Below are 24,545 nucleotides of genomic sequence, written 5' to 3'. Positions count from 1 at the left end.
GGCGGATCGCCCCGCCGCCCTTTGGATAGGCTTTGCGTCCTTCGAGGCCCGCTGTGCGGGCGCCTCAGGATGAGGACATCCGAACAAGGCGCCTCATCCTGAGGTGCGAGGCGTAGCCGAGCCTCGAAGGACGCACCGTGTCGGCCGACCTACAGCTGACCCAGCATGTAGTCCGCCGACGAGACCTTGAAGTCGCCGCCCTCTTCGACGTTCAGCGTGGTGACCACGCCGTCCTTGGCGATCAGCGAATAGCGCTGCGAGCGCGAGCCCATGCCGAACTTGGAGCCGTCAAACTCCAGGCCGATGGCGCGGGTGAAGTCGCCATTGCCGTCGGCCAGCATCAGCACCTCGTCGGTGATGCCCTGGTCCTTGCCCCAGGCCTTCATCACGAACAGGTCGTTGACCGAGACGCAAGCGATGGTGTCGACGCCCTTGGCCTTCAGGTCGGCGGCGTGATCCTTGAAGCCCGGCAGGTGCTTGGCCGAGCAGGTGGGGGTGAAGGCGCCGGGGACGGCGAACAGGGCGACGGTCTTGCCCTTGAACAGGTCGTCGCTGGTCATGGGCGCGGGCCCTTCGGCGGTGCTGGTCATGAAAGTGGCCGCGGGAAGCGTATCGCCAACCTTGATCGTCATGGGCTTGGTCCTGTTCGTTGAGGGTGTGGGTTCAAATAGAGGTCGGAAGACAACGCGCCAAGGGCGGTAAGGTCCAAGCCGCCCGCGATCGCCTTGGCCATCGCGCCCGGAAGGGTCGAAATCGGGCTTTTTGGCCGTTCTCACCAAATTCTGTACGGGAAGATCGGCCTTGAGAACGGTTCGACTTGAAACCGACGCCTTCCGCGCTGATCCTGTGGACATGAACCGCGACACGCATGACGAGGCGGACTTCCTGGCGGGCCGCCTGCTGGTGGCCATGCCCGGCATCGAGGATGAGCGCTTCGAACGCGCCGTCCTCTATATGTGCGCCCACGACGCCGACCAGGCCATGGCCATCACGGTCAATCGGCCGGTCGAGGGCCTGACGGTGTTCGAGCTGCTCGACAAGCTGGGCGTGCGGTCCGAGATCAAGACCCAGAGCAATCTGGTGCTGGTGGGCGGCCCCGTGGAGCTGGAGCGCGGCTTTGTTCTGCACACGGATGACTTCAATTCCCCGGACTCGACCCTGCCCGTGGCCGACGGCCTGGGCCTGACCGCCACCCGCGACGTGCTCGACGCCATGGGCAGCCGCATCCTCCATCCGCGCCGGGCGATCCTGGCCCTGGGCTATGCCGGCTGGGGGCCGGGGCAACTTGAGCGGGAGGTGCGCGACAATATCTGGCTGATCTGCGACGCCGACGAAGACCTGCTGTTCGACGACGACCACGAGCACAAATGGACCCGGGCCCTGGCCAAGCTGGGGATCTCGGCCGATCACCTGTCGACCCAGGCGGGGCGGGCTTAGCGGTCTGCGCAGATTGCGACACTTCCGATGCCCGTTATGGTGGCGCTGCAGGCGGAGGCGCTAATGGGTTGGTTCTCAAAAATTGGAATTGCGATCGCGGCGCTAACTCTGACTGCCGCTGCCCCTGCCCCTGCCCCTGCCCCAAAGCAGGCAGGTCAGGCTGCTGAGAAACGCGAACAACGCGAGACATTGGCTGAGACGGGCGAGGCTGCCGAAAAGGCCCGGATAGAGGCCGCAATCGCAACAGCCATCGCCAATGAACGCGCCAGAGCCGCAACGTCGCAGGGCGCTCAGGATCTCTTAGCCCAGAAGAGTATGGCCCACTCAGCTGAAGCGACCGTTCGCCAAAGCTGGATCCAAATCTTGCTGGGCATTTTTACATTTGTTGGTGTCGCTATAACTTTCATCTACACGCGAAGGCAGACTATAGACGCCGCCAAAGCCGCTGATGACGCTAGACGCCAACTCCGCGCCTATGTAGTTGAGAGTGATTCCAACATTGTGGGTATCGTCGGCGGTCACGCACCCACAATATCGGTTACATTCAAGAACACCGGTGCCACCGCAGCCGAAAACTTTATGGCGTGGGGAGACATAGGGATTTTTGGAGCCGGCCAACTTCTACCCGATGCCCCAGCCAATATGCACCCCGGCCCATGTGGCGCGCTGGGCGCGGGCATAGATATTAAACTATCGATGAGGCACAATGCGCTTATCACCCCGCAGGATGCGAACGACATAATCGCCGGCATCGCGGTTATTGCTGCACAATGTGCTACCGAATACATTGACGTATTCGGAGTTAAACACCGCACGTCGATCAACTTCAAGACTGAGAGAACAACTTTGGGGACCGTCAGATTAGTCTACTACTAATCACCTTCCGGTCACCCCACAGCACTACCCCCGCGCCTTCACCGGCGCGGCGCCGTCCACATAGGCCTCATTGAGATAGACCTCGGCCTCCTGCGGCGACAGGGCCGGCGCATAGCCGAAGCCCTGGCCGTAGTCGCAGCCCAGGTCCTGCAGGGCGCGGGCCATTTCGGCGTTCTCGACGCCTTCGGCCACCACTTCCAGGTCCAGGTCCTGGCCCAGCTTGACCACCGAGCGGACGATCTTGGCCGAGCCGGGATTGCCGCCCATGGTGCGGACGAAATAGCGGTCGATCTTCAGCGTGTCGAACGGCAGGCGCGTCAGATATTGCAGCGACGAGAAGCCGGTGCCGAAATCGTCCAGCGCCAGGCCGGCGCCGGCCTCGCGCAGGGTGCGCAGGATCACGGCGGCCCGTTCGGGGTCGCGCATGATGTCGCTTTCGGTGACTTCCAGCTTCAGGGCGCCGCGCGGCAGGTTGTTGATCTTCAGCACCTGGGCCACGTCATGCACCAGGCCCGGACGATCGATCTCGCCGGTCGACAGATTGACGCTAACGGTCAGGGCGCCGACGGCCGGATGGCTGCGACGCCAGGCGCCCAGCTGGGCGCCGGCGGTGCGCATCATGTGCTCGCCCAGCTCGCTCATCAGGCCCATTTCCTCGATCAGCGGGAGGAATTCGTCGGGCGGCAGCATCCCGCGACGCGGGTGCAGCCAGCGGGCCAGGGCCTCGAAGCCCGACAGCGCCCCGGTCGACAGGCGCACGACGGGCTGGAAATAGGGGGTGATCTCGCCCCGGGCGATGGCGCCGCGCAGGTCGGCCTCCAGGGCCAGGCGCGACAGGCCGTCGCTCTCCATCGCGCGGCCATAGGCGGCGGCCCCGCCGCGACCGTTCGCGGAGGCGGCCTCGACCGCCAGTTCGGCGCGGCGCAGCAGTTCGGTGGCCTCGGGCGCGTCCTCGCCGCCCTCGGCCGACACCGCCCCGATCGACAGGGTGGGATGGATATCGAAACCGGCCACGCGCAGGGGCCGTTCCAGCGCGTTGCGCAGGATCTCGGCCGGCTCGAAGCCCAGCGGCACGCACAGCACCGCGAACTCGTCCTCGCCGATCCGGCCCAGGATCGAGCCTTCGGGGAAGGCCGCGGCCAGGCGCGAGCCCAGGGCGGCCAGCACCAGGTCGGCCCGTTCGTGGCCCAGGGCCTCGTTCAGGCGGCGCAGGCGATCGACATCGGCGACCACCAGCTCGTGCACGCCGTCGCGCTCCAGGCGCTCGCGCGCGCGGGCGATGAAACTCTTGCGATCCAGAAGGCCGGTCAGCTCACAGCGGCCGGTGGCGGCGAACTTGACCTCGGGCGCCACCACGCCGGCGGCGCGTACGCCCTCTTCCAGCCAGACCCCGCGCCAGATGCAGGCCTCGCCGCCGCGCATGCGCAGGCGGGCCATCACTTCGGAGCCGGGCTGGCGAAACTTCAGCACTTCCTCGGCCTGGGCGCGATCCTGCGGCAGGGCCAGGGCGCGGAAAGCGCTGGAAGAGCATTCGGGAGCCAGCAGGCCCAGACCCAGGGCGCGGGCCGAACCGTTGATCCGCAGGCGATCGGCTTCAGGCTCCCAGACCCACAGGGCGACCTCGGCCGCACCCAACGCTTCGAGCGTCGCGGTCGTGTCCCAGATCTTACGGTCGGTGCTCCGAAACGACATCAACAATCCCACGCCACCCGGCGCCCAGTGTCCGCACCCCGCACTAGGATCGCGCGACAAGTCCGAACAGACGATGATCTCGCCACTCGCCGTTAATTTTCAAATAAGCCGGAGCGTAACCTTCCTCCAAAAACCCGCATTTCAGCAGAAGCGCGGCCGAGGCGGCGTTTTCCGGCATGCAGGCCGCTTCGAGGCGGTGGAGGCCCAGACCCGTGAAGGCGAAGCGAATCATCGTCGCCACAGCGTCGCTCATCAGACCCTGACGGGCATGGGGCTGGCCCACCCAGTAGCCGATCGTGCCGGTCTGGGCGACACCGCGCCGGACGTGGAACAGGCGCACCGCGCCGATCAGGGCGTCATCGGCCTTGCGGAACACGAAGCACGGACAGGCCTCGCCGGTTTCCAGTTCACGCGCATAGGCGCCCAGCCGGGCGCGAAAGGCGCTGCGACTGAGGTCATTGGCGGCCCAACTCGGCTCCCAGGGTTCGAGAAACCCGCGCGAGGCGCCCCGCAGCTCGGCCCAGGCGCGATAGTCGGACAGGCGCGGCGGGCGCAGATACACCGCCTGGCCCTGCAGCTTCAGACCCGGCCGTGAACGGAACATCTGCAGAAAGCTGGACAAGACGATCCTCAGCCGACGCCGAACAGGGCTTTCTCGAACGCCGGGCCGGCCTTCAGGGCCGACTTGGCGCCGAGGATGGCGGTGGCGCAGCGCCGGGAGTCCAGCAGACGCTGACCCAGACGTGCGACATCGGCCGGAGTGACGGCCTCGACCTCGGCCGCCAGCTCGACGGGCGGATACAGCCGGTCAAACAGCAGCACCTGGCCGGCGGCCTGCTCGGCGCGCGACAGCGGCTGTTCGCGGGCCATGAACATGTGGGCCTTCAACTGGGCCTTGGCGCGGGCCAGTTCGGCCGGTTCGATGTGGCGGGCCAGGGCCAGAAGTTGCTCGGCGCAGACCTTGGCGGTCTCCACGGCGTTGCCCGCCGCGCAGCCGGCATAGATCCCCAGCGCCCCATGATCGGCATAGGTGTCGGAATAGGCGTCGATATTGTAGGCCAGACCACGCTTTTCGCGGGCTTCCTGGAACAGGCGTGAGGACATGCCGCCGCCCAGGCACTCGGCGAAGATCCGCAGGGCGAAATAGTCGCGCTCGCGCGCGCCGCAGGCCGGCAGCATGAACACCAGATGCGACTGTTCCAGCTTGCGGACCTCGCCCTCGTGGCCGCCGACGAACGGCGCGGCCTCGGGCTCTGGCAGCACCGCGCGGGCCGGGGCGCCGCCAAAGGCGCGCTCGGCGGCGGCCAGAAGCTCGCCCTCCGACACCGCGCCGGTGGCGCTGATCACCAGCCGGTCGGGGGCGTAGATCGCCGCCCGCCAGTCCGACAGACCGGCATTGGTGGCGGCGTTGACCGACTCGGTCGAGCCCAGAATCGGCCTGGCCACCGGGTGCTGGCCCCAGGCCGCCCGCTGGATCAGGTCAAAGACATAGTCGTCGGGCGCGTCGGCGGCCTCGGCGATCTCCTGCAGCACCACCTGCTTCTCGCGGGTCAGATCGGCCTCATCGAGGGTGGGACGCAGCAGCAGGTCGGCGATGACGTCCATGCCCAGGTCCAGTCCGCCCTTCAGGGCCCGAACCTGGAAACTGGTGCGCTCATAGCCCGTGGCGGCGTTGATCTGGCCGCCCTGGCTTTCGATGACCTCGACGATGTCGCGCGACGAGCGGGCGCCGGCCCCCTTGAACACCATGTGCTCCAGCAGGTGCGACCAGCCCGAGCGGGCCAGGTCCTCATCGGCCGCGCCGCGACCGGCGACGACGCTGAGCGCCAGGGTCTCGAGCCCCGGCATCGGGTCGCAAACGACGCGGACGCCGTTCTTCAGGGTGGTAAGCGTGGCGCTCACGAAGTGGCCGCGAAGGTGCGCACGAAGGCCTTCACCGTCTCGCCGCTGGCCGGCAGGCGCTCGAAGCGCTCGGGCTTTTTCGACAGGTCCGGCGTGGCGCGGGGCGTCGCCGGAGTCAGGCCGCAGGCGGCCAGGACGGCTTCGGGGAACTTGGCCGGATGGGCGGTGGACAGCACCACCACCGGCGTCGTCGGGTCATCGAGCTTCACATGGGCCGCCGCCGCCACGCCGACGGCGGTGTGCGGATCGATGACCTCGCCGGTCTCGTTCAGGGTCGACAGGATGGTCTTGGCGGTGTCGGCCTCGCTGACCGCCACACCGCGGAACAGCTCGCGCATCAGCGTGAAGGCGCTGGGCGGGATGTCGATCAGGCCGCTGTCGGTGAAGCCCCGGAAGGCGCGGCCGGTCTCGACCCCGTCGCGGCGCACCGCCTCGAAATAGAGGCGCTCGAAATTGGACGCGACCTGGATGTCCATGGCCGGGCTCTGGGTCGCCGACACGGTCCCCTTGGCGTAGCGGCCGTCCTCGAAGGTGCGGGCCAGGATGTCGTTGGAATTGGTGGCGCAGACGATCTGGGCGATCGGCAGGCCCAACTTGGTGGCCACGAAGGCGGCATAGGCGTCGCCGAAATTCCCGGTGGGGACCACGAAGGCCACCGCCCGCTCGGGCGCGCCCAGGGCGACGGCGGCGGTGAAGTAATAGACGCTCTGGGCCGCGATCCGCGCCCAGTTGATCGAGTTGACGCCCGACAGGTCCACCGCGTGACGGAACTGGTCGTCCTGGAAGGCCTCCTTGACGATGGCCTGGCAGTCGTCGAACGAGCCCAGGATCGAGACGCAGGCGACATTGCTGTCGATGGCCGTGGTCATGAACCGGCGCTGGACCTCGCTGATCCGGCCCTCAGGAAACAGGGCCACGATGCGGGCGTTCTTGCGGCCCCGGAAGGCCTCGACCGCCGCGCCGCCGGTGTCGCCCGAGGTGGCGCAGATGATGGTCATCTTGCGCGACTGGCGCTCCAGAACATAGTCGTACAGCCGCCCCAGCAGCTGCATCGCCACGTCCTTGAAGGCCAGGGTCGGACCGTGGAACAGCTCCAGCAGGAAGCGGTTGGGCCCAAGCTGCTTGAGCGGGGTGACGGCGGTGTGGGCGAAGGACGCATAGGCCTCCTCACACATCTGGGTCAGGACCTCGGCGGGAATGTCGTCGCCGACGAACTTGCCCATCACCGCGGCGGCGACCTGGGCATAGGGCTGGCCTGCGAAGGCGGCGATCTGCGCCTTGGTGAAGGTCGGCCACTCGGCCGGCACATAGAGGCCGCCGTCGGGGGCCAGGCCGGCCAGGACGGCGTCGAGGAAGCCGATGGGCGCGGCTTCGCCGCGGGTCGAAACATAGCGCATCAGGGTCTCAGTCTCCGCCAGAGCATGGCGGCATAGATAAAGAGCAGGGTTACGGCAAGACCGAACCACGTCAGGGCGTATTCCAGGTGGCGATTGGAAATTTCTGCCGGAAGCGGCGCGGGGGTGATCCCGGCGGGGGCCGGCGATTCCGATTCGACCATCAGGGCCAGGGGCGCGGGCCGGCGGCCGGCGATGCCCGCCACCGCCTCGGCCCGATCGCCGCCCATCTGTTTGAGGGGGATCAGGACGCCGGTCACGCGGCCGGGCTCGGGAAAGGCGCGCGCGGAGGTTTCCACCTTGCCGGTCAGGTCGGGGACGACGCCGCGATCGACCAGGATCAGATTGTAGCGGCCGTCGCTGAGCCCGCACAGGGCCTGGGCGCGCCACACGACGTCACCGTCGCGAATGCCGTAGGCCAGGGTCAGGGGCGGGAGGCCGACCGGCTGACAATCGACGCCGACCCGCCGCCAGGCTGCGTCCTCGACGCTGGCCGTGGCGGTCAGCACCGAGGCCAGCGGAACCGGCGGCGCGGTCTTCAGGGCCTCGATCCTCGTCAGCAGGTCCTGCTTCCAGGCCAGGCGCTTCATCTGCCAGCCGCCCAGGCCGCACAGAATGGCGAAGGCGATCAGGGTGGCGATCGTCAGCCCGAAGGGAAATCCAGCCTTCTTCGCGGGCGCGACCTCAGACATCGCGGCCGCCGGCCTCCGAGGCCTTGTTGGCGATCTGGGCGGCGACCATCAGGCCCTTGGCCGGCCGCATCAGCCCCAGGCACAGGGCCAGGGTGGCCGGCAGCCAGACCACCAGCAGCAGCCAGACCGGCCAGTGCCAGGCGAACATCGAAAACAGCGCCCCGAAGGCGCAGACGGCGCCGGCGATCAGGATGATGAAGGTCGCGGCCCCGTCGCCGGTTTCGAAACGCCCCAGCTCGAAGCCGCAGGCTTCGCAGGTGGGGGCGATCTTCAGGAAACCCTCGAACAGGAAGCCTTCGCCGCAGTGTGGGCAGCGGCCGGTGGCGCCGGCCATATAGGGATTCACGCGGGTCATGGGGCCTCCTGAAATGAAAAAGGCCCGGAACGCTTTGCGGCGTTCCGGGCCCCCTCGAGATTTGCGATCTAGTGCGAAGCGGCGCCGAAGATCACGTAGATGAAGGCGAACAGGAACAGCCAGACCACGTCGACGAAGTGCCAGTACCAGGCGGCGGCCTCGAAACCGAAGTGCTGCTTGGGGGTAAAGGCGCCGTTCATCAGCCGGATCAGGCAGACGATCAGGAACAGGGTGCCGACGAACACGTGGAAGCCGTGGAAGCCGGTGGCCAGGAAGAAGGTCGAGCCATACAGGCCCGAGTTCACGGCCGCTTCCGAGTAGAACAGCTGCTCGTGATTGATGTGGGCGTATTCGTAGAACTGGATGGCTGTGAACAGCGCGCCCAGCAGAATGGTCAGGATCAGGCCCCACTTGGCGCCCTTGCGATCGCCGACCTGCAGGGCGTGGTGGGCCCAGGTGACGGTGGTGCCCGACAGCAGCAGGGTCAGGGTGTTGACCAGCGGCAGGTGCCAGGGCGAAACGGTCTCGACGCCGGTCGGCGGCCAGGTGGCCCAGGCGGCGCTGACTTCCTCAATGGTCGACAGCGTGCGATGGCCGTGGAACAGGGCCATCTCGAAGAACATCCAGAACCAGGCCACGAAGAACATCACTTCCGAAGCGATGAACAGGATCATGCCGTAGCGCAGGCCGATCGACACCACCGGGGTGTGGTCGCCGGCATTGGCTTCCTTGGCCACGTCGCTCCACCATCCGAAGAAGGTGTAGAGCACGCCGGCGAAGCCTGCGGCGAAGATCGCCCAGTTGCCCTTGTCGATGAACATCACACCGCCCTTGATCCAGCCGATAAGGCCGATCGCCATGACGGTGGCCGCCACCGAACCCACGAGGGGCCAGGGGCTGGGCGGAAGGATGTGGTAGTCGTGTTTGACGGCGCCGTGGGCCATGGTGGTGCTAACCCTTATTCCCTCTAGGCGTTGCGACCGGGTCCCCCCGCCGAAACGCTCCCTGTTTAAACGCTATAGCCCTCTCGACGGCGCGCCGCCAAGGGGTTGAACGATACGAGGCGTCGCGGACGCCGCCTGTTTTTGCGTCGACGCGTCCTCGACCGCCGGGAAGAAGGTGTAGGACAGCGTGATCTCGCCCTTCCCCTTGGTCTCGGGATCGTCGGCATATTGCGGATCGACGAAATAGACGACCGGAAACTCGACCGTCTGGCCGGCTTCGATGGTCTGGCTGGTGAAGCAGAAACATTCCAGCTTCTGGAAATAGGGCCCGGCCTGTTCGGGCACCACATTATAGCTGGCGCGGCCGGTCATCGGCTTGTCGCCGTGATTGGTGACCTTGAAGAAGGCCAGGCCGGTATCGCCGATCCGCACCTGCTGGCTGACCTGCTCGGTCGAGAAGTCCCAGGGCAGGTTGCGGATATTGGCGTCGAAGCGGACGGTGACCTTGCGATCCAGGATCTTGGTCGGCGCGACGACAGCGCGACGCACCGTGCCGTCAAAGCCGGTCAGCTGGCAGAAGGCCCGATACAGCGGCACGGCGGCATAGGCCGCCCCCACCATCATGAAGAAGGCGGCCAGGCAGATCAGCCCGACCCGGATGTTGCGCTTGGCCATCTGCGCCTTGGCGGCGCCGGCGAGATCAGAAGGTGCGATGTACGACATTACCGCCGAGCCTCACGACCGTGACCAGGAAAATCAGGATGACAAAGGCCGCCAGCCCCAGCCCAAGCGCGATGTTGCGCGCCTTCCGGGCCTTGAGGGCCGGGTCGTTCTCGACAAGCTTGGTCATCACAGGAACTCCAGCGCTTTGACACCGACGACCGCCTCGCCCAGCAGGGCGGCGAACATCGCGAACAGATACAGGATCGAGAAGGCGAACAGATTGCGGGCCGCCTTCGAGCCCGCGACCCCCCGAGGCAAGGATGGGTCATCTTCCGTGACCTCATAGAGGTCGCGGTCGGCCAGGCGCGGGTCGGCGGCGTCGCCGGCCTTGCTGAGGAACACCCGGAAGGCCAGCAGCAGGAACACCGCCCCGCCCAGGCCGGCCACGGCCAGATAGAACGGGCCGCCCAGGCCGGTCAGGACCGGCGACAGGCAAATGGGGATCAGGACCAGGCTGTAGAGCAGGATCTGCAGGCGGGTGGCCCTGGCGCCCTTGACCACCGGCAGCATCGGCACGCCGGCCTTGGCGTAGTCGGTGCTGGTGTACAGCGATAGGGCCCAGAAGTGCGGCGGGGTCCAGAAGAAGATGATCGCCACCATCAGCCAGGCGTTCAGCGGGGCCGAGCCGGTCGCGGCGGCCCAGCCGATGGCGGGCGGCAGGGCGCCGGCCAGGCCGCCGATGACGATGTTCTGGCTGGTCCAGCGCTTGAGCCACATGGTGTAGACCACGGCGTAGAAGAAGATGGTGAAGGCCAGCAGGCCGGCGGCCAGCCAGTTCATGGCCATGCCCAGCAGCATCACCGACAACAGCGACAGCACCACGCCCAGGGCGGCGGCGTCGTCGCCACGCACCCGGCCCGCGGGCACCGGACGGCCGCGGGTGCGGCGCATCAGGCCGTCGATATCGGCGTCAAACCACATGTTCAGCGCGCCCGAGGCGCCGGCCCCGACCGCGATGCACAGCACCGCCACGGCGGCCAGGATCGGGTTGACCGGCGCGCGGGCGGCCAGCAGGCCGGTCAGGCCGGTGAACACCACCAGCGACATGACGCGCGGCTTCATCAGCTGGACATAGTCCTGCCAGCGGGCGGGACGCGGCGTTTCGATCGCTTCGGCTTGCGGGGTCAGGACAGCGGCGGGCTTGGTCAGGGTGATCGTGGACATGGCAACGGGGTCTTTATGGGCGAAGGGCGCGGTCTGGACCCTTTGGAGATCCGAACCGCGCCCCCGCGTTCTTGGCTTAGGTCTTGATCATGCGATCAGTGCGCGTCGTCCTTGATCACGGGCGGATCGCTGAACTGGTGGAACGGCGGCGGCGAGGACAGGGTCCATTCCAGGGTGGTGGCGCCTTCGCCCCACGGATTGGCCTCGGCCGGACGACGGCGGATCGCCGCTTCCAGCAACAGGACCAGGAACACGACCACGCCGACGGCGGTGATCATGTAGCCGACCGAAGAGACATAGTTCCACTTCGCGAAGGCTTCCGGATAGTCGACATAGCGACGCGGCATGCCTTGCAGGCCCAGGAAGTGCTGCGGGAAAAAGATCAGGTTGACGCCAACGAACATGATCCAGAACTGCACGCAGCCCAGGAACTCGTTGTACTTCACGCCCCACATCTTCTCGAACCAGTAGAAGAAGCCGGCGAAGATGGCGAACACCGCGCCCAGGCTGAGCACGTAGTGGAAGTGGGCGACGACGTAATAGGTGTCGTGCAGGCTGTAATCGATACCGGCGTTGGACAGGACGACGCCGGTGACGCCGCCGACCGTGAACAGGAAGATGAAGCCGATCGCCCACAGCATGGGGGTCTTGAAGCTGAGCGAACCGCCCCACATCGTGGCGATCCAGGAGAAGATCTTCACGCCGGTCGGCACGGCGATGACCATCGTCGCGGCCACGAAATAGGCGCGCAGATTGATGCTCATGCCCACGGTGTACATGTGGTGAGCCCACACGACGAAGCCGACGAAGCCGATGGCGACCATGGCGTAGGCCATCGCCAGATAGCCGAAGATCGGCTTCTTGGAGAAAGTCGAGACGATGTGGCTGATGATGCCGAAGCCTGGCAGGATCAGGATGTACACTTCCGGGTGACCGAAGAACCAGAACAGGTGCTGGAACATCACCGGGTCGCCGCCGGCCGAGGGGTCGAAGAAGTGGGTGCCGAAGTTGCGGTCGGTCAGCAGCATGGTGATGGCGCCGGCCAGGACGGGCAGCGACAGCAGCAGCAGGAAGGCGGTGATCAGCACCGACCAGGCGAACAGCGGCATGCGGTGCAGGGTCATGCCCGGCGCGCGCATATTGAAGATCGTGGTGATGAAGTTGATGGCGCCGAGGATCGAGGAGGCGCCGGCCAGGTGGAGCGCCAGGATCGCCAGATCCATGGCTGGACCCTTGTGACCGATGGTCGACAGCGGCGGATACATCGTCCAGCCGCCGCCGAAGCCCTGACCCGGACCGCCGTCGGTGAACATCGAGACGCACAGCAGGACCCAGGCGGCGACCAGCAGCCAGAACGAGACGTTGTTCATCCGCGGGAAGGCCATGTCCGGCGCGCCGATCATGATCGGAACGAACCAGTTGCCGAACCCGCCGATCATGGCGGGCATGACCATGAAGAAGATCATGATCAGGGCGTGGGCGGTGACGACGGCGTTGTAGCCGTGCTTGCCCTTGAACAGACCCATCTGCGCCAGCACGCCGGTGTCGGAGAACACCTGGACGCCCGGCTCCATCAGCTCCCAGCGGATCAGGCCCGACAGGGCGCCGCCCACCAGGCCCGCCATGATGGCGAACAGGATGTAGAGCGTGCCGATGTCCTTGTGGTTCGTGGAGAAGAACCAGCGCTGGAAGAAGGGCGGCTTGTCGTCCGCCCCGTGGGCGTCGTGATGATCAAGGTCTGCGGCGTGAGCCATCGGACTAATCCTGCAATCGTGTCTTAGACCGCCGGCGCGGCGGAAGCCGCGGCCGGAACGGAAGCGGGAACGGCGGCCGGAGCCGAGACGGGGGTCGCGGCCGGAGCCTCGACAGGCGCGGCGGCGACCGGCGGCGCGATCTGGGCCTGCACCCAGGCGTCGAACTCGGCCTGCGAAACGACCTTGATCTCGATGGGCATGTTCGAGTGTTCAACGCCGCACAGTTCCGAGCACTGGCCATAGAAGGTGCCGGTCTTCTCGGCCTTGAACCAGGTTTCGTTCAGGCGGCCGGGAATGGCGTCGGTCTTCAGGCCGAACGCCGGCAGGGCGAAGGCGTGGATGACGTCGGCGGCGGTGACTTGCACGCGGACCACCTGATTGACCGGGACCACCATCGCCTTGTCGGCGGCCAGCAGGTACGGGACCTTCTTGGCGTCGGCGTCTTCCTTGCTCAGCGGCAGGGAGGTGATTTCGCTGATCTTCTGGTCGGGATATTCGTAGCCCCAGTACCACTGGTAGCCGGTGGCCTTCACCGTCATGTACGGCTTGGGCATGTCGTTATAGGCGAACAGCAGCCGGAACGAGAAGATCGCGATCACCATCAGGATGATCACCGGAACGACCGTCCAGATGATCTCGACCGTGGTGTTGTGGCTGAACTTGGCCGGGATCGGGTTGGACTTCTTGTTGTAGCGGAAGACGATCCAGGCCAGCAGGCCCGCCACCAGCAGCGTGATGGCCGTGATGATCGGCATCAGGATCACATCGTGGAACCAGATCGCGTCGTGCTTGAGCACGGAGGCGGCCGGCTGAAGGTCGATCCCCCCCGGCGTCGGCTGACCAAGCATATCCTCGGCGAGGGCCTGCCCCGCGAAAGCCATCATGGCGGCGAGGGCGCTGACGCCCGTCAAAACCCGCCGAATCCCCTGAAATTGCGCCTTCATATCCCTCACGGCCCGTTTCGGCGGCAATGGTCGTTGGTCGATTGACTTCGATCAACGACACGCTGCGCCGACATGCACAATACGACCCCTGACACGGAACCGCGAGATCGACCTGTAATACGAGTCGATTCCGCGCCCGCCCCTGTGGCCGCTCTTCTGGCTGCATACGCGCATCATCTTCTGTTGCCAAGCACCAGAGACCGCACGGAAAGCCGCAGACGCGGCCCTGCGGCCGTGTTCGTTGCGAGCGATTTTCAACAAGCCCCGTTCAGGCCTCCGGTACATTACGTATCGTTCATTGACAGCTACCTTGCACCACTCAGTACCTTGCGGTAGAAGACTGTAGCAACCACGGCGAGGACAACGTGTCGGAAGCCATTGAAATCCAATTGAAGAAGGGCGTGCTGGCGCTGTGCGTGCTGGCCCTGCTGTCGCGCGCCGACAGCTACGCCTACGAGATCGCCAGCCAGCTCGCGAAGGACATCGATATGGGGGAAGGAACAATCTATCCGCTCATGCGCCGCATGCAGTCGGACGGCCTGGTGGAGACCTATCTGGTCGAATCCCAGAGCGGCCCGCCGCGGAAATATTACCGCCTGACCTCCACGGGCCGGGCCAGCTTCACGCAGCAGAAGACCGAGTGGGCCGCCTTCACCACGGCCGTCGACGCCATTCTGGGAGCCGCCGCATGACCCGCCCCATGACCCGCAATGAGTTCATGACCCGGCTGCGCCGCGGTCTGGCGGGCCTGCCCGCCGTGACGATCGCCGACATCGTCGCCGATCATGAGGCCCACTTCACCGAGGCTGCGGCAGAGGGTCGCACCGAGGCCGAGGCCGCCGCCGCCCTGGGCGATCCCGACCGTCTGGCCCGCGAACTGCGCGCCGACGCCGGTCTGCGCCGCTGGGAGGAAACCAAGAACCCCTCGGCCGCCGGCGCCGCCATCGTGGCGCTGATCGGTCTGGGAGCCATCGACATCATGTTCCTGCTGCCCCTGCTGATGGGCGTGCTGGCCACGCTGTTCGGCTTCCTGGTGGCCGTGGTCGCGCTGTTCGTTTCGGGCGGCCTGGTGTTCGCCATGGGGCCGCTGGCCGCGCCGCCGGGCGGGCCGATGACGGCTTTCCTGGCCGGCGTGGGCCTGATGGCGGGGGCCACCTTCCTGGGGGCCCTGCTGACCCTGGCCACGGTGGGCCTCGTCAATGTGGTCGTCTGGTACGGCCGTCTGCACTTCCGGCTGCTCAAGCCGGCCATCGACAACCAAGGCTGAGGGGACCGTCATGATCCGTAATGCGCTCATCATCGCCGGCGCCAGCTTCGTGCTGATGCTCGGCTGCCTGGCCGGCGTCGCCGCCCTGGCCGGCCCCGTCATTCTCAAGGACGGCTGGACCATTCCCTTCGACGAGGATGGCGAGGTGATAATCACGTCTAACGGCCGCCAAGTGCTGAATGGCCGCCACGTCGGAATCAAGGGCGGCGCGGTTTCGCCGATCGTCAGCCGCCAGTTTGCCTGGGGCGGCGGCGACATCCTGAAACTGGATGTGCCGTCCGACGTCGAATACATCCAGGGCCCGGTCGGCAAGATCGAGGTCTCCGGCCCCAAGGCGATGGTCGACCACCTGCTCATCAACGGCGGCGCCCTTCAGCTCGCCGACAATATCGAGGGCGAAAGCCTGACGATCGATCGCTATGGCGTCCGGCTTCAAGACGGCGCCGATCGGCTGAGGATCACCATCACCGCGCCGGGGGTTCGTCATTTCGAACTGTCCGGCTCGGGCGATCTCGACATCGCCAGCTACGACCAGCCAAGCTTGGGGGTGACGATAAATGGCAGCGGCGACGTCTCGGCCAACGGCAGGACGATGGCTCTGGACGTCAAGACCAGCGGCTCCGGTTCGGCCTATCTGGACAAGGTGACGGCCCGTGACGCGACCGTGACCGTCCAGGGCAGCGGCGACGTCGACCTCTCGCCGCGCGACACCGTCAAGATCGACATCTCCGGCAGCGGCGATGTCAGTCTCAAATCGACGCCGGCCAGCGTGACCAGCAAGATCTCCGGCTCCGGGTCGGTGCGCCAGAACGACGAATAGCCGCGCGCTCCTCCGCATAGCGACAAAGGGGCGGGGTGACGGATGCGCTTCGAACGCTTACCTGTAAGCGCATGAACGCTCCGCTCCCCGCCTCGCTTATGTCCGCCCCGTCCCTGCTGGACGCCGCCGGCGTCGATCCCGATCACGCCCGCAAGATCCTGGGCGAAGCCCTGGCCGGCGCCGATGACGGCGAGCTGTTTCTCGAAAAATCGGAAAGCGAAGCCTTCGTCTTCGACGACGGCCGCCTGAAATCGGCCTCCTATGATTCGGGCGAGGGTTTCGGCCTGCGCGTCGTCGCCGGCGAGACGGCCGGCTACGCCCACGCCGCCGAGATTTCCGAGGCCGCCATCGGCCGGGCCGCGGCCGCGGCCAGCCTGGCCAAGCGCGGCTATGCGGGCGTCAGCGCCGAAGGGCCCCGCTCGACCAATGAACAGCACTATGGCGAAGACGATCCCCTCGCCTCGCCCGGCTTCTCCGACAAGGTCGCCCTGCTTCAGGAAATCGACGCCTTCGCCCGGGCCCGCGATCCGCGCGTCGTGCAGGTGATGGCCTCGATGGCCGGCGAGCGGCGGGTGATCGAGATCCTGCGCGCCGACGGCAAGCTGGTCCGCGACGTCCGCCCCCTGGTGCGGGTCAATGTCCAGGTCACCGTCGAGAAGGACGGCAAGCGCGAGAGCGGCTCGTCCGGGGCCGGCGGCCGCGCCGGCTTCGCCGCCTGGATCAGCCCCGACACCTGGCAGCACCAGGTCGACGAGGCCCTGCGCATGGCCCTCGTGAATCTGGACGCCGTCGCCTGCCCGGCCGGCGAGATGGACGTGGTGCTCGGCCCCGGCTGGAACGGCGTGCTGCTGCATGAGGCGGTCGGCCACGGCCTGGAAGGCGACTTCAACCGCAAGGGCATCAGCGCCTTCTCCGGCCGCATCGGCGAGCGCGTGGCGGCCAAGGGCGTCACCGTGTTCGACGACGGCGCCCTGGCCGGCCGTCGCGGCTCCCTGACCATCGACGATGAAGGCACCCCCACCGAACGCACCATCCTGATCGAGGACGGCATTCTGGTGGGCTATATGCACGACCGCATGTCGGCGCGCCTGATGGGCATGAAGCCCACTGGCAATGGCCGCCGCCAGTCCTACGCCCACATGCCCCTGCCCCGCATGACCAATACCGGCATGCTGGCGGGCGCCGACGACCCGGCCGAAATGATCGCCTCGATGAAGCGCGGTCTCTACTGCGCCAATTTCGGCGGCGGCCAGGTGGACATCACCAACGGCAAGTTCGTCTTCCAGTGCACCGAGGCCTATCTGGTCGAGGACGGCAAGATCACCGCCCCGGTCAAGGGCGCCACCCTGATCGGGGATGGGCCCAGCGCCCTGACCCGCGTGACCATGATCGGCAACGACTTCGCCTTCGATCCCGGCATCGGCGTCTGCGGCAAGTCGGGCCAGGGCATTCCGGTCGGCGTCGGCCAGCCCAGCCTGAAGATCACCGGCCTGACGGTGGGCGGCACGGCGGTCTAGGGCTGGAGCGCTCCGAGTCGAGCCGCGACAATCTGCAGCCGCTGCGTCAGCCTATCCCAGCCGCCAGCGACCCGTTCGATAGGCAGCCGATCCAGGCGTGCGCGCATCCGCTCAAGGTCGATAATCGAGGCTTGTGCGGCGGACGTAAGCCAGTCCATGTCCTTCTCGCGTCCAGCACAGAGCTTGGACAGCGCCAGGTCGTTGGGCTCCGGCGCAAGCGCCTGGACGCCATCCGTGCCGGGGCTGACATAGAGCTTCGCGCGATCCCGCCAGTCGGTCGGCAAGATGGCGGTTTCCGGGCCGACCCCATCGCAATAGTAGCCATAGGTCTCGTCAAACTGCGAAGCTTGCCCCAGAAGAGCGTCCAATTCGTCAGCGATCCGCTCAGCGTCCTTTGCATCAGACACGTTGGCGAAGAGATCGGCCTCGCGCGACATAGCCAAGGTTTCCGGGACGAGATCCCTCCAGACGAAAATAGCGGCCGAGCCAATCAGGACGAACGCCTTGTGCCCGGTCGCGGCGCCAGCGGCGCGGAGAACGTGCTCCACCTTCGACAGGTCCATCATCTCGCGCGGCGATCCGAATCTGGCGCGATCGTGACGAACACCGGCGCCGTTTCCCTCAGGAACGCGCCCTGTTCATCGTCGGCCAGGAGCCGGAGCGCGACCTGTTCCGGGCCCCGCCCGATCGTTTCGACCCACAATGCGTAGTGCCGTTTCTGACGAAGATCATCACGCACGAACCGATCGAGGAAGACCCGCCCTTTCTCCAGAAGACTGGGATCTTCGACAATCCGTCGGGCAATTTCCAGCGCGCGATCATAGGCCCGCCGTTCATGAGCGTCGCGGAACTGCTCCTTCAGAGGAACGGTGTCGATGAAGTTCGTGCCGCTGGTCATCTTGCCCCCAGCCTACACCAGATCCCAATGCGACGCACCGGGCGGCGCAGCCCTTGCCGGCGGGCGACAAAAAAAGGCCCCGGATCGCTCCGGGGCCTTTCGTCTTTGAGGCGGCCGGCGATCAGGTCGCCGTGGTGGGATCGGCTTCGGCAGTGTTGGTCAGGTCCGAGCCGTGCGACCACTTCTTCAGCCAGGGCGACAGGATCAGGAAACCGATCCCGATGCCGATGGCGATCAGCCCGATGACATTGAACACCTTCAGCGAGGCCGCCAGGGCCGCGCCGGGGTCCAGGACCTGGCCGCCGACGGTTTCTGTCGCCGTGAGGCCGGCGATCTTGCCGCCGACCCACTGGGCGATGGCGACGGCCAGGAACCAGACGGCCATCATGAACGACACCACGCCCAGAGGCGACAGCTTGGTCATCTGCGACAGGCCGACCGGCGACAGGCACATCTCGCCGGTGGTGTGCAGCATGTACATGACCACCAGGAAGATCAGCGGCAGGCGGAAGGCGCTGTCGCCGAACATCGCGCCCAGTTGCAGGACCAGGAAGCCCGCCCCGACCTGGATCAGGGCCAGGCCGAACTTGACGACGGGATTGAGATCCTGGCCGCGCTTGCCCAGCCAGGTCCACAGATAGGCGAAGATCGGCGCGAAGATCAGGATCCAGCCGGCGTTCAGGGCCTGGGTCTGCGGGGCGTTGAAGCTGGTATTGACCCAGAAGGTCGAGGCCCGGTCCAGGCCCGCCGCCGCCAGTTGCTCGGGCGTGGCCAGGGTGACCGCGCCGCCGAACCACTGGATCGGCGCCTTGACCAGATCCAGCTGCACATTGGTGGCCGCGAACAGGCTGAGCGACGAGCCGGCCTGTTCGAACAGGGTCCAGAACACCACCGCCCCGAACACCAGGAACACGGCCAGGGCCAGGCGCTCACGCTCTTGCTTGCCGCACTTGGCGAACATGAACCAGCCGATATAGCCCAGCGAGGCCAGGATGCCGACATTCAGCGCCAGGCCGACGACAGCGTTGGACTGCACCAGGAAGAACACCCCCACCAGACCCACCAGGGCCAGGATGTAGATCAGAATCTCCTGGTTGATCGGTCCCAGCACCTTGGCCTTCAGGGCCTTGGGCTGCGGCGGTTCGCCCTTGCCCATCAGCAAGGGCTTGCCGAGCACGAAAACGATGAAGCCGGCCGCCATGCCGATCCCGGCCAGGCCAAAGCCCGCCCACCAGCCGACGGTGACGCCCAGCAGGCCGCACAGGATCGAGGCCCAGAACGAGCCCAGATTGATGCCGTAATAATAGAGGTTGAATCCCGCATCACGACGCGGATCGCCCTGGGGATACAGCTGGCCGACGATGGTCGAGATATTGGGCTTGAGGAAGCCCACCCCCACGACGATCAGCGAAAGGGCCATCCAGAAGATGTTGAGATACAGCGGATCGCGATCCTTCACGTCCAGCTTGTAGGCGGTCTTGGCCAGAACGGCCGGCAGCGGCGCGTCGGCCGGCAGGTCCTTGATCTCGAAATCGCCGGTCTTGGTGGCGGCCACATCATAGGGCTTTCCGGCCACGACCAGCTTGGCGACCAGGTCCTGGCCGCGCCCCTCGGACTGGAACTCATAGGTCTGGCCGGCATAGGTCAGGGTCTGGACGGCGGGCTTGCCCTCGATGGCCATGGCCAGGTGACCGGCCACCAGCAGGACGGCGCCGAACGCCACGGCCTTGCGGGTGCCCAGATACTTGTCGGCCAGGAAGCCGCCGATCAACGGCAGCAGATAGACCAGTGAAGTATAGGAGCCATAATGATTGGACGCCACCTTCGGATCGAACAGAAAGTGTTGGGTAAGATAGAAGATCAGGATGGCCCGCATGCCGTAGTAGGAGAAGCGCTCCCACATTTCGGCGAAGAACAGAATCAACAGCCCTTTTGGGTGATCTCGAAGTAGCTGGATGAGCACGGGAATACCGGTCACAAGCGTGACCAATATGCCCAGGGCGATAACGATATTCATGAACTAACCTTGACGTGGTGGAGGGTCGGGAGAGCCTTCATGGTCGTTTTGCCCTCGCCGCCCGCAGTTGGCGGGAGAAGATCACGCGACAAAGCGTTTAACAAGCAACGGCTTGCCGGGCGGGAGCCGAGTTCGCGTCTCGCGCGTTTGAGAAGAAGACAGTCGCAGCCCGGAGACGACGGATGAAGACGCCCGACGAAAACCACCCCATCACCCTGGAGCGGGAACCCGCGCGCGTGCAGGTGCTGTTCGAGGGCCACGAGATCGCCGACAGCGACGATGTTCTGGTCCTGCGCGAAGCCGGCTATGCGCCCGTGCGCTATTTCCCGCGCGACGATGTGCGGATGAGTTTCCTGCGCCCCACCGACAAGACCAGCCACTGCCCCTACAAGGGCGAGGCGAGCTATTTCACGATCTATCGCGACGGCCAGGTGATCGACAACGCGGTGTGGTCGTATGAGGCCCCCTATATCGCCGTCGAAGGGATCCGCGACCGGGTCGCCTTCTATCCGCAACATGTCGAGTTCAAGGTCGGTCCGCTGACGGCCGCCGAGAGCGCGTCGCTCGATGTCGATTCGGTCGTGCGTCACACCGACAGCGGCGCGGGCTCCAGCCAGGCCGCGCACTGGTCGCCGAACGTCGAGCTGACCGAAGAGGAGCTCGCCCGGACCCCGCCGCAATTTAGATAGGAATGCACAAATTCGAGGCAATTGCGGTGAAAATGACCTAATCATCCGGCCGACGGGGCGGTTTTCGGGAAGAAATTTCCAATTCCCCCTCTGGCCCGTGACGCTATGACGCGTTATGCTGACGCTCTAATCGGGCTACGGTCTGATTTAGAGCGTCACGGGCGTTGCTTGGCCTTCGATGCAATTGCGTTTGGCCTCCGTCAGAGAGGCAGGAGGAAGCCATGGCCTATGTCACGTTCGACCCCGCCTCGTCGGCCCGCGGCGTCAGCAAGATCAACGCGCCGCGTCTGGCCTGGGGCCGCCTGGGCATGATCGCGTTCAGCCTCGCCGCCTGGGTGGGCCTGGCCTTCGCGTTCCGCGCGCTCTTCTAGAGCTCAGACGGGTCGTCAGGCCGGACGGCGAGCCCTCAGGGCCTGGGCGATCGTGCCGTCATCCAGCCAGTCCAGATCACCGCCGACCGGAACGCCGCGCGCCAGCATCGTCACCGACACATTGGAGCCGGCCGCCAGGCGATCGGCCAGATAGTGGGCCGTCGTCTGGCCATCCACCGTGGCCGGCAGGGCCAGGATCACCTCGGACACCTCACCGCCCGCCACCCGGGCCAGCAGCTCACTGACCCGCAGCGCCTCGGGCCCGATCCCGTCCAGGGCCGAGAGCAAGCCGCCCAGCACGTGATAGCGGCCCTTGAACTGGCCGCCGCGCTCCATCGCCCACAGCGAGCCGACCTCCTCGACCACGCAGATCAGCCGACCGTCGCGGCTCTGGTCGGCGCACACCGCGCAGGGCTCGGTGGTGTCCAGCGAGCCGCAGATGGAACAGGTGCGCACCTTGGCCTGGGCGTCGACCATGGCCGCCGTCAGCGGCGCCAGCAGCGTATCCCGCTTCTTGAGCAGCGCCAGCGCCGCCCGCCGGCCCGAGCGCGGACCCAGCCCCGGCAGCTTGGACAGCAGGGCGATCAGTCGCTCGATCTCGGGTCCGGCGGAGGCGGCCATTCTTTTCCTTGAAAATCCCCTTCCAGCGGAAGGGGTGGTCCTAGAACTTCATCCCGGGCAGGCCGCCCATCATGCCCGCCATCGGGCCGGCGGCGTCCTGCATCAGCTGGGCCTGGGTGGCGTCCAGCTTCTTCTTGGCGTCGGCGTGGGCGGCGATGATCAGGTCGGCGATCACCTCGCCCTCGCCCGGCTGGACCAGGCTTTCATCCATGAGGACCCTGACCAGCTCGCCCGAGCCCATCAGGGTGACGGTGACCATGCCGCCGCCCGACGTTCCATCGACCGTCAGTTCCGCCAGCCGCGCCTGGGCGTCGGCCAGTTTCTGCTGCATCGCCTGGGCCTGCTTCATCAGGCCGCCGAGATCTTTCATTTCACGTCTCCAAGTCTAGCGTCCAAGTCTAGCGCGTTCCCTCCCCCTTGGATGGGGGAGGGGCAGGGGTGGGGGTGGCGCCGCCGGACGATTTCAACTCAGCCGAGCCGCATCCTGAAAGGCTTTCACCCCCATCCCCAACCCTTCCCCCATCAAGGGGGAAGGGAGGAGTCAGTCCTCGACCTCGTCCGGCTCGATCGGCGGGGCTTCGGGCGTCAGGATCTTGCGGATCTCGACGATCTCGGCCCCGGGAAAGGTGCGCAGCACCGAGGCCACGAACGGATCGGTCTTGATCTGAGCAAGGGCCTCGCGCTCTTCGCGCTTCTGGCGCTCCATCAGGGTCTCGGCCCCGCCGCCGCCCTCGGCGGCGACCAGCCAGGGCTGGCCCGTCCACTCCTTCAGCGCCCGCACCAGACGTCCGGCCAGATTGCCGGGGGCGCCGGGGGCGGGCTCATAGGTGATGGCCCCGGGCCGGAAACTGATCGGGCGGACGAACTGTTCGACGTCCAGCCGTAGGCCGATGTCGCGCTTGGCGGTGATCAGGGCCAGCACGTCGTCGAACGAGGCCAGAACCGGCATGGCCTGGGCGGCCGGCGCGGCCATCGACACGGCCTGGGCGCTGACGCCGCCGCCCTGACCGCCGCCGCCCAGCGACCCACCACCGCCCGGCGCGCCGCCGAGCGGATTACCGTCGCGCAGGGCCTTCAGGGCGTCCTCGGGACCGGGCAGATCGGCCGCGTAGCACAGCCGAATCAGCGCCATCTCGACCGCCGCCTTGGCGTCAGGCGCGCGGCGCACCTCGTCATGGCTCTTGAGCAGCATCTGCCACAGGCGCGACAGGGTGCCGGCCGAGGTGTGGGCGCCGATGGCGGCCAGGCGCGCGGCCTGTTCCTTGGGCAGGGTCAGGGCGTCAGGGCCCAGGGCCTTGGCCACGGCCGCGCCATGGCAGTGGTCCAGCAGGTCGAGCATGACCACCGCCGGATCCGCCCCGAAGCCCCAAAGAGCGCGGAACCCTTCCAGGGCGTCGGACGGCTTGCCGCTCATCACGGCCTCGAACAGGGCGATGGTCTGGCCGCGATCGGCCAGGCCCAGCATGTCGCGGACCACGGCGGCCGAGACCGTCGCCCCGCGCTCGGTCTGGACGATGGCCTGGTCGAGCAGCGAGAGGCCGTCGCGCACCGAGCCCTCGGCGGCGCGGGCGATCAGGGCCAGGCCGTCGGCGTCGACCCGCGCGCCTTCCTTGGCGGCGATGCGGTCGAAATGCTTGACCAGCACGTCGGGCTCGACCCGGCGCAGGTCAAACCGCTGGGTGCGCGACAGGATGGTCACCGGCACCTTGCGGATCTCGGTGGTGGCGAAGATGAACTTGGCGTGCGGCGGCGGCTCTTCCAGCGTTTTCAGCAGGGCGTTGAACGCCGCCGTCGACAGCATGTGCACTTCGTCGATGATGTAGACTTTATAGCGCGCCTCGACCGGGGCGTAGCGCACCCCGTCCAAGAGCTCGCGCATCTCGTCGACCTTGGTGCGCGAGGCGGCGTCCAGCTCCAGCACGTCCATGTGCCGGCCTTCGATGATCGACTTGCAGTGAAACCCGTCGACCGTGAGGTCGACCGAGGGCTGGTGGACGGTCTCGGTCTCGTAGTTCAGGGCCCGGGCCAGCAGGCGGGCGGTCGTGGTCTTGCCCACCCCGCGCACGCCGGTCAGCATGAAGGCGTGGGCGATGCGGCCGCTGGAGAACGCATTGGCCAGGGTGCGGACCATGGCCTCCTGGCCGATCAGGTCCTCGAAGGTGCGCGGACGATATTTCCGGGCCAGCACGGTATAGGCGGCCCCGGACTCGTCATGGACGGTCTGCTCAGCTGTAGCAGCGAGGGGCGTCGCAGCGACCGGCGCGGCGGCCACAGGCGCCTCGGCCGGCGGCGCGCCGAAGATGTCAGCCGTGTTTTCGTCCCGCTCGGCGGGCTCGTCTTCCCACGGCGGCGCGGAATCGGGGGTGAGGTCGTCGTGGTCGGCCATGGGATCGAGTGTAGAGCGCCAGGACGCGCAGCAAAAGGCTGCGTCGCGTCCCGCGGCCACATGCTGACAGATTTAAGAGAAA

Annotated in this window: 27 protein-coding genes and 1 pseudogene; 8 read left to right on the top strand and 20 right to left on the bottom strand. The window is 66.6% G+C overall.

The window, feature by feature from the left end:
• Window positions 1–33 precede the first annotated feature (33 nt).
• A pseudogene (locus ACW18B_RS05015) lies at window positions 34–134 on the bottom strand (hypothetical protein); the annotation flags it as partial.
• A gap of 15 nt (window positions 135–149) precedes the next feature.
• Complete coding sequence (locus ACW18B_RS05010; RefSeq protein ID WP_492050066.1) at window positions 150–632, bottom strand: peroxiredoxin; 483 nt, start codon at window positions 630–632, stop codon at window positions 150–152.
• 220 nt (window positions 633–852) lie between these two features.
• Here ACW18B_RS05010 and ACW18B_RS05005 point away from each other — a divergent pair, with 220 nt between their 5' ends.
• A complete protein-coding gene (locus ACW18B_RS05005; RefSeq protein ID WP_492050064.1) occupies window positions 853–1,437 on the top strand; it encodes a YqgE/AlgH family protein in 585 nt (194 codons plus the stop codon).
• Between the two features lie 27 nt (window positions 1,438–1,464).
• Window positions 1,465–2,313 (top strand): hypothetical protein, encoded by an 849-nt coding sequence (locus ACW18B_RS05000; protein WP_492050062.1) that lies wholly within the window; start codon window positions 1,465–1,467, stop codon window positions 2,311–2,313.
• 24 nt (window positions 2,314–2,337) lie between these two features.
• Here the strand turns inward: ACW18B_RS05000 and ACW18B_RS04995 are convergent, their stop codons facing one another.
• From ACW18B_RS04995 to coxB, 12 genes are all read right to left on the bottom strand, one after another.
• A complete protein-coding gene (locus ACW18B_RS04995) occupies window positions 2,338–4,005 on the bottom strand; it encodes a putative bifunctional diguanylate cyclase/phosphodiesterase (RefSeq protein WP_492050060.1) in 1,668 nt (555 codons plus the stop codon).
• A 43-nt stretch (window positions 4,006–4,048) separates the two neighbouring features.
• Entirely contained in the window at window positions 4,049–4,609 is a 561-nt protein-coding gene (locus tag ACW18B_RS04990) for a GNAT family N-acetyltransferase (protein ID WP_492051606.1), read from the bottom strand.
• Between the two features lie 26 nt (window positions 4,610–4,635).
• Window positions 4,636–5,907: a M16 family metallopeptidase gene (locus ACW18B_RS04985; protein WP_492050059.1), complete on the bottom strand. Its 1,272-nt coding sequence runs from the start codon at window positions 5,905–5,907 to the stop codon at window positions 4,636–4,638.
• The gene (gene thrC, locus ACW18B_RS04980) at window positions 5,904–7,304 is read right to left on the bottom strand and encodes a threonine synthase (RefSeq protein WP_492050057.1); all 1,401 of its coding nucleotides are present in this window, start codon (window positions 7,302–7,304) and stop codon (window positions 5,904–5,906) included. The genes ACW18B_RS04985 and thrC overlap by 4 nt, the downstream gene beginning before the upstream one ends.
• Complete coding sequence (locus ACW18B_RS04975) at window positions 7,304–7,993, bottom strand: SURF1 family protein (protein WP_492050055.1); 690 nt, start codon at window positions 7,991–7,993, stop codon at window positions 7,304–7,306. The genes thrC and ACW18B_RS04975 overlap by 1 nt, the downstream gene beginning before the upstream one ends.
• Window positions 7,986–8,348 carry a DUF983 domain-containing protein gene (locus tag ACW18B_RS04970; protein WP_492050053.1) on the bottom strand — a complete coding sequence of 121 codons (363 nt, stop codon included), beginning with the start codon at window positions 8,346–8,348 and terminating at the stop codon, window positions 7,986–7,988. The genes ACW18B_RS04975 and ACW18B_RS04970 overlap by 8 nt, the downstream gene beginning before the upstream one ends.
• 68 nt (window positions 8,349–8,416) lie before the next feature.
• Window positions 8,417–9,292, bottom strand: coding sequence for a cytochrome c oxidase subunit 3 (locus ACW18B_RS04965; RefSeq protein ID WP_492050051.1), 876 nt, complete (start codon window positions 9,290–9,292; stop codon window positions 8,417–8,419).
• Between the two features lie 72 nt (window positions 9,293–9,364).
• Window positions 9,365–10,015: a cytochrome c oxidase assembly protein gene (locus ACW18B_RS04960; protein ID WP_492050049.1), complete on the bottom strand. Its 651-nt coding sequence runs from the start codon at window positions 10,013–10,015 to the stop codon at window positions 9,365–9,367.
• The gene (locus ACW18B_RS04955; protein WP_492050047.1) at window positions 9,993–10,142 is read right to left on the bottom strand and encodes a cytochrome c oxidase system small membrane protein; all 150 of its coding nucleotides are present in this window, start codon (window positions 10,140–10,142) and stop codon (window positions 9,993–9,995) included. Before ACW18B_RS04955 ends, ACW18B_RS04960 begins: the two co-directional genes overlap by 23 nt.
• Window positions 10,142–11,179, bottom strand: a complete 1,038-nt coding sequence (gene cyoE, locus ACW18B_RS04950) for a heme o synthase (RefSeq protein WP_492050046.1) — start codon at window positions 11,177–11,179, stop codon at window positions 10,142–10,144. Before cyoE ends, ACW18B_RS04955 begins: the two co-directional genes overlap by 1 nt.
• Window positions 11,180–11,274: 95 nt before the next feature.
• Window positions 11,275–12,933: a cytochrome c oxidase subunit I gene (gene ctaD / locus ACW18B_RS04945; protein ID WP_492050044.1), complete on the bottom strand. Its 1,659-nt coding sequence runs from the start codon at window positions 12,931–12,933 to the stop codon at window positions 11,275–11,277.
• A gap of 23 nt (window positions 12,934–12,956) precedes the next feature.
• Complete coding sequence (gene coxB / locus ACW18B_RS04940) at window positions 12,957–13,877, bottom strand: cytochrome c oxidase subunit II (RefSeq protein ID WP_492050042.1); 921 nt, start codon at window positions 13,875–13,877, stop codon at window positions 12,957–12,959.
• Between the two features lie 365 nt (window positions 13,878–14,242).
• Between coxB and ACW18B_RS04935 the strand changes: the two genes are divergently transcribed.
• The 4 genes from ACW18B_RS04935 (at window position 14,243) to tldD (ending at window position 17,481) form a co-directional block, all read left to right on the top strand.
• The gene (locus ACW18B_RS04935; RefSeq protein WP_492050040.1) at window positions 14,243–14,569 is read left to right on the top strand and encodes a PadR family transcriptional regulator; all 327 of its coding nucleotides are present in this window, start codon (window positions 14,243–14,245) and stop codon (window positions 14,567–14,569) included.
• Between the two features lie 8 nt (window positions 14,570–14,577).
• Window positions 14,578–15,144: a DUF1700 domain-containing protein gene (locus ACW18B_RS04930; RefSeq protein ID WP_492051604.1), complete on the top strand. Its 567-nt coding sequence runs from the start codon at window positions 14,578–14,580 to the stop codon at window positions 15,142–15,144.
• Between the two features lie 10 nt (window positions 15,145–15,154).
• Entirely contained in the window at window positions 15,155–15,964 is an 810-nt protein-coding gene (locus ACW18B_RS04925; RefSeq protein ID WP_492050038.1) for a GIN domain-containing protein, read from the top strand.
• A gap of 71 nt (window positions 15,965–16,035) precedes the next feature.
• Window positions 16,036–17,481 (top strand): metalloprotease TldD, encoded by a 1,446-nt coding sequence (tldD, locus tag ACW18B_RS04920; RefSeq protein ID WP_492050036.1) that lies wholly within the window; start codon window positions 16,036–16,038, stop codon window positions 17,479–17,481.
• Here the strand turns inward: tldD and ACW18B_RS04915 are convergent.
• The 3 genes from ACW18B_RS04915 to ACW18B_RS04905 all read right to left on the bottom strand — a co-directional run bounded on the left by ACW18B_RS04915 (window position 17,478) and on the right by ACW18B_RS04905 (window position 20,396).
• Complete coding sequence (locus tag ACW18B_RS04915; protein WP_492050034.1) at window positions 17,478–18,047, bottom strand: DUF6036 family nucleotidyltransferase; 570 nt, start codon at window positions 18,045–18,047, stop codon at window positions 17,478–17,480. The genes tldD and ACW18B_RS04915 overlap by 4 nt on opposite strands.
• Entirely contained in the window at window positions 18,044–18,379 is a 336-nt protein-coding gene (locus ACW18B_RS04910) for a hypothetical protein (RefSeq protein WP_492050032.1), read from the bottom strand. Before ACW18B_RS04910 ends, ACW18B_RS04915 begins: the two co-directional genes overlap by 4 nt.
• A gap of 121 nt (window positions 18,380–18,500) precedes the next feature.
• The gene (locus tag ACW18B_RS04905; protein WP_492050030.1) at window positions 18,501–20,396 is read right to left on the bottom strand and encodes a peptide MFS transporter; all 1,896 of its coding nucleotides are present in this window, start codon (window positions 20,394–20,396) and stop codon (window positions 18,501–18,503) included.
• 182 nt (window positions 20,397–20,578) lie between these two features.
• Between ACW18B_RS04905 and ACW18B_RS04900 the strand changes: the two genes are divergently transcribed.
• Window positions 20,579–21,085, top strand: a complete 507-nt coding sequence (locus ACW18B_RS04900) for a DUF427 domain-containing protein (protein WP_492050028.1) — start codon at window positions 20,579–20,581, stop codon at window positions 21,083–21,085.
• 221 nt (window positions 21,086–21,306) lie between these two features.
• Window positions 21,307–21,456, top strand: a complete 150-nt coding sequence (locus ACW18B_RS04895; RefSeq protein ID WP_492050026.1) for a hypothetical protein — start codon at window positions 21,307–21,309, stop codon at window positions 21,454–21,456.
• A 15-nt stretch (window positions 21,457–21,471) separates the two neighbouring features.
• On the opposite strand, the gene recR is transcribed toward ACW18B_RS04895, so the two are convergent.
• The 3 genes from recR to ACW18B_RS04880 form a co-directional block, all read right to left on the bottom strand.
• Entirely contained in the window at window positions 21,472–22,077 is a 606-nt protein-coding gene (gene recR / locus ACW18B_RS04890; RefSeq protein WP_492050024.1) for a recombination mediator RecR, read from the bottom strand.
• Between the two features lie 40 nt (window positions 22,078–22,117).
• Window positions 22,118–22,447, bottom strand: coding sequence for a YbaB/EbfC family nucleoid-associated protein (locus ACW18B_RS04885; protein WP_492050022.1), 330 nt, complete (start codon window positions 22,445–22,447; stop codon window positions 22,118–22,120).
• Window positions 22,448–22,618: 171 nt separating this feature from the next.
• A complete protein-coding gene (locus tag ACW18B_RS04880; RefSeq protein WP_492050020.1) occupies window positions 22,619–24,463 on the bottom strand; it encodes a DNA polymerase III subunit gamma/tau in 1,845 nt (614 codons plus the stop codon).
• Window positions 24,464–24,545: the final 82 nt, after the last annotated feature.

Source organism: Caulobacter sp. FV2ps19, assembly GCF_058681035.1.
Note: the sequence above shows the minus strand (reverse complement) of the source record. Positions and strands in the feature narration are given on the sequence as shown.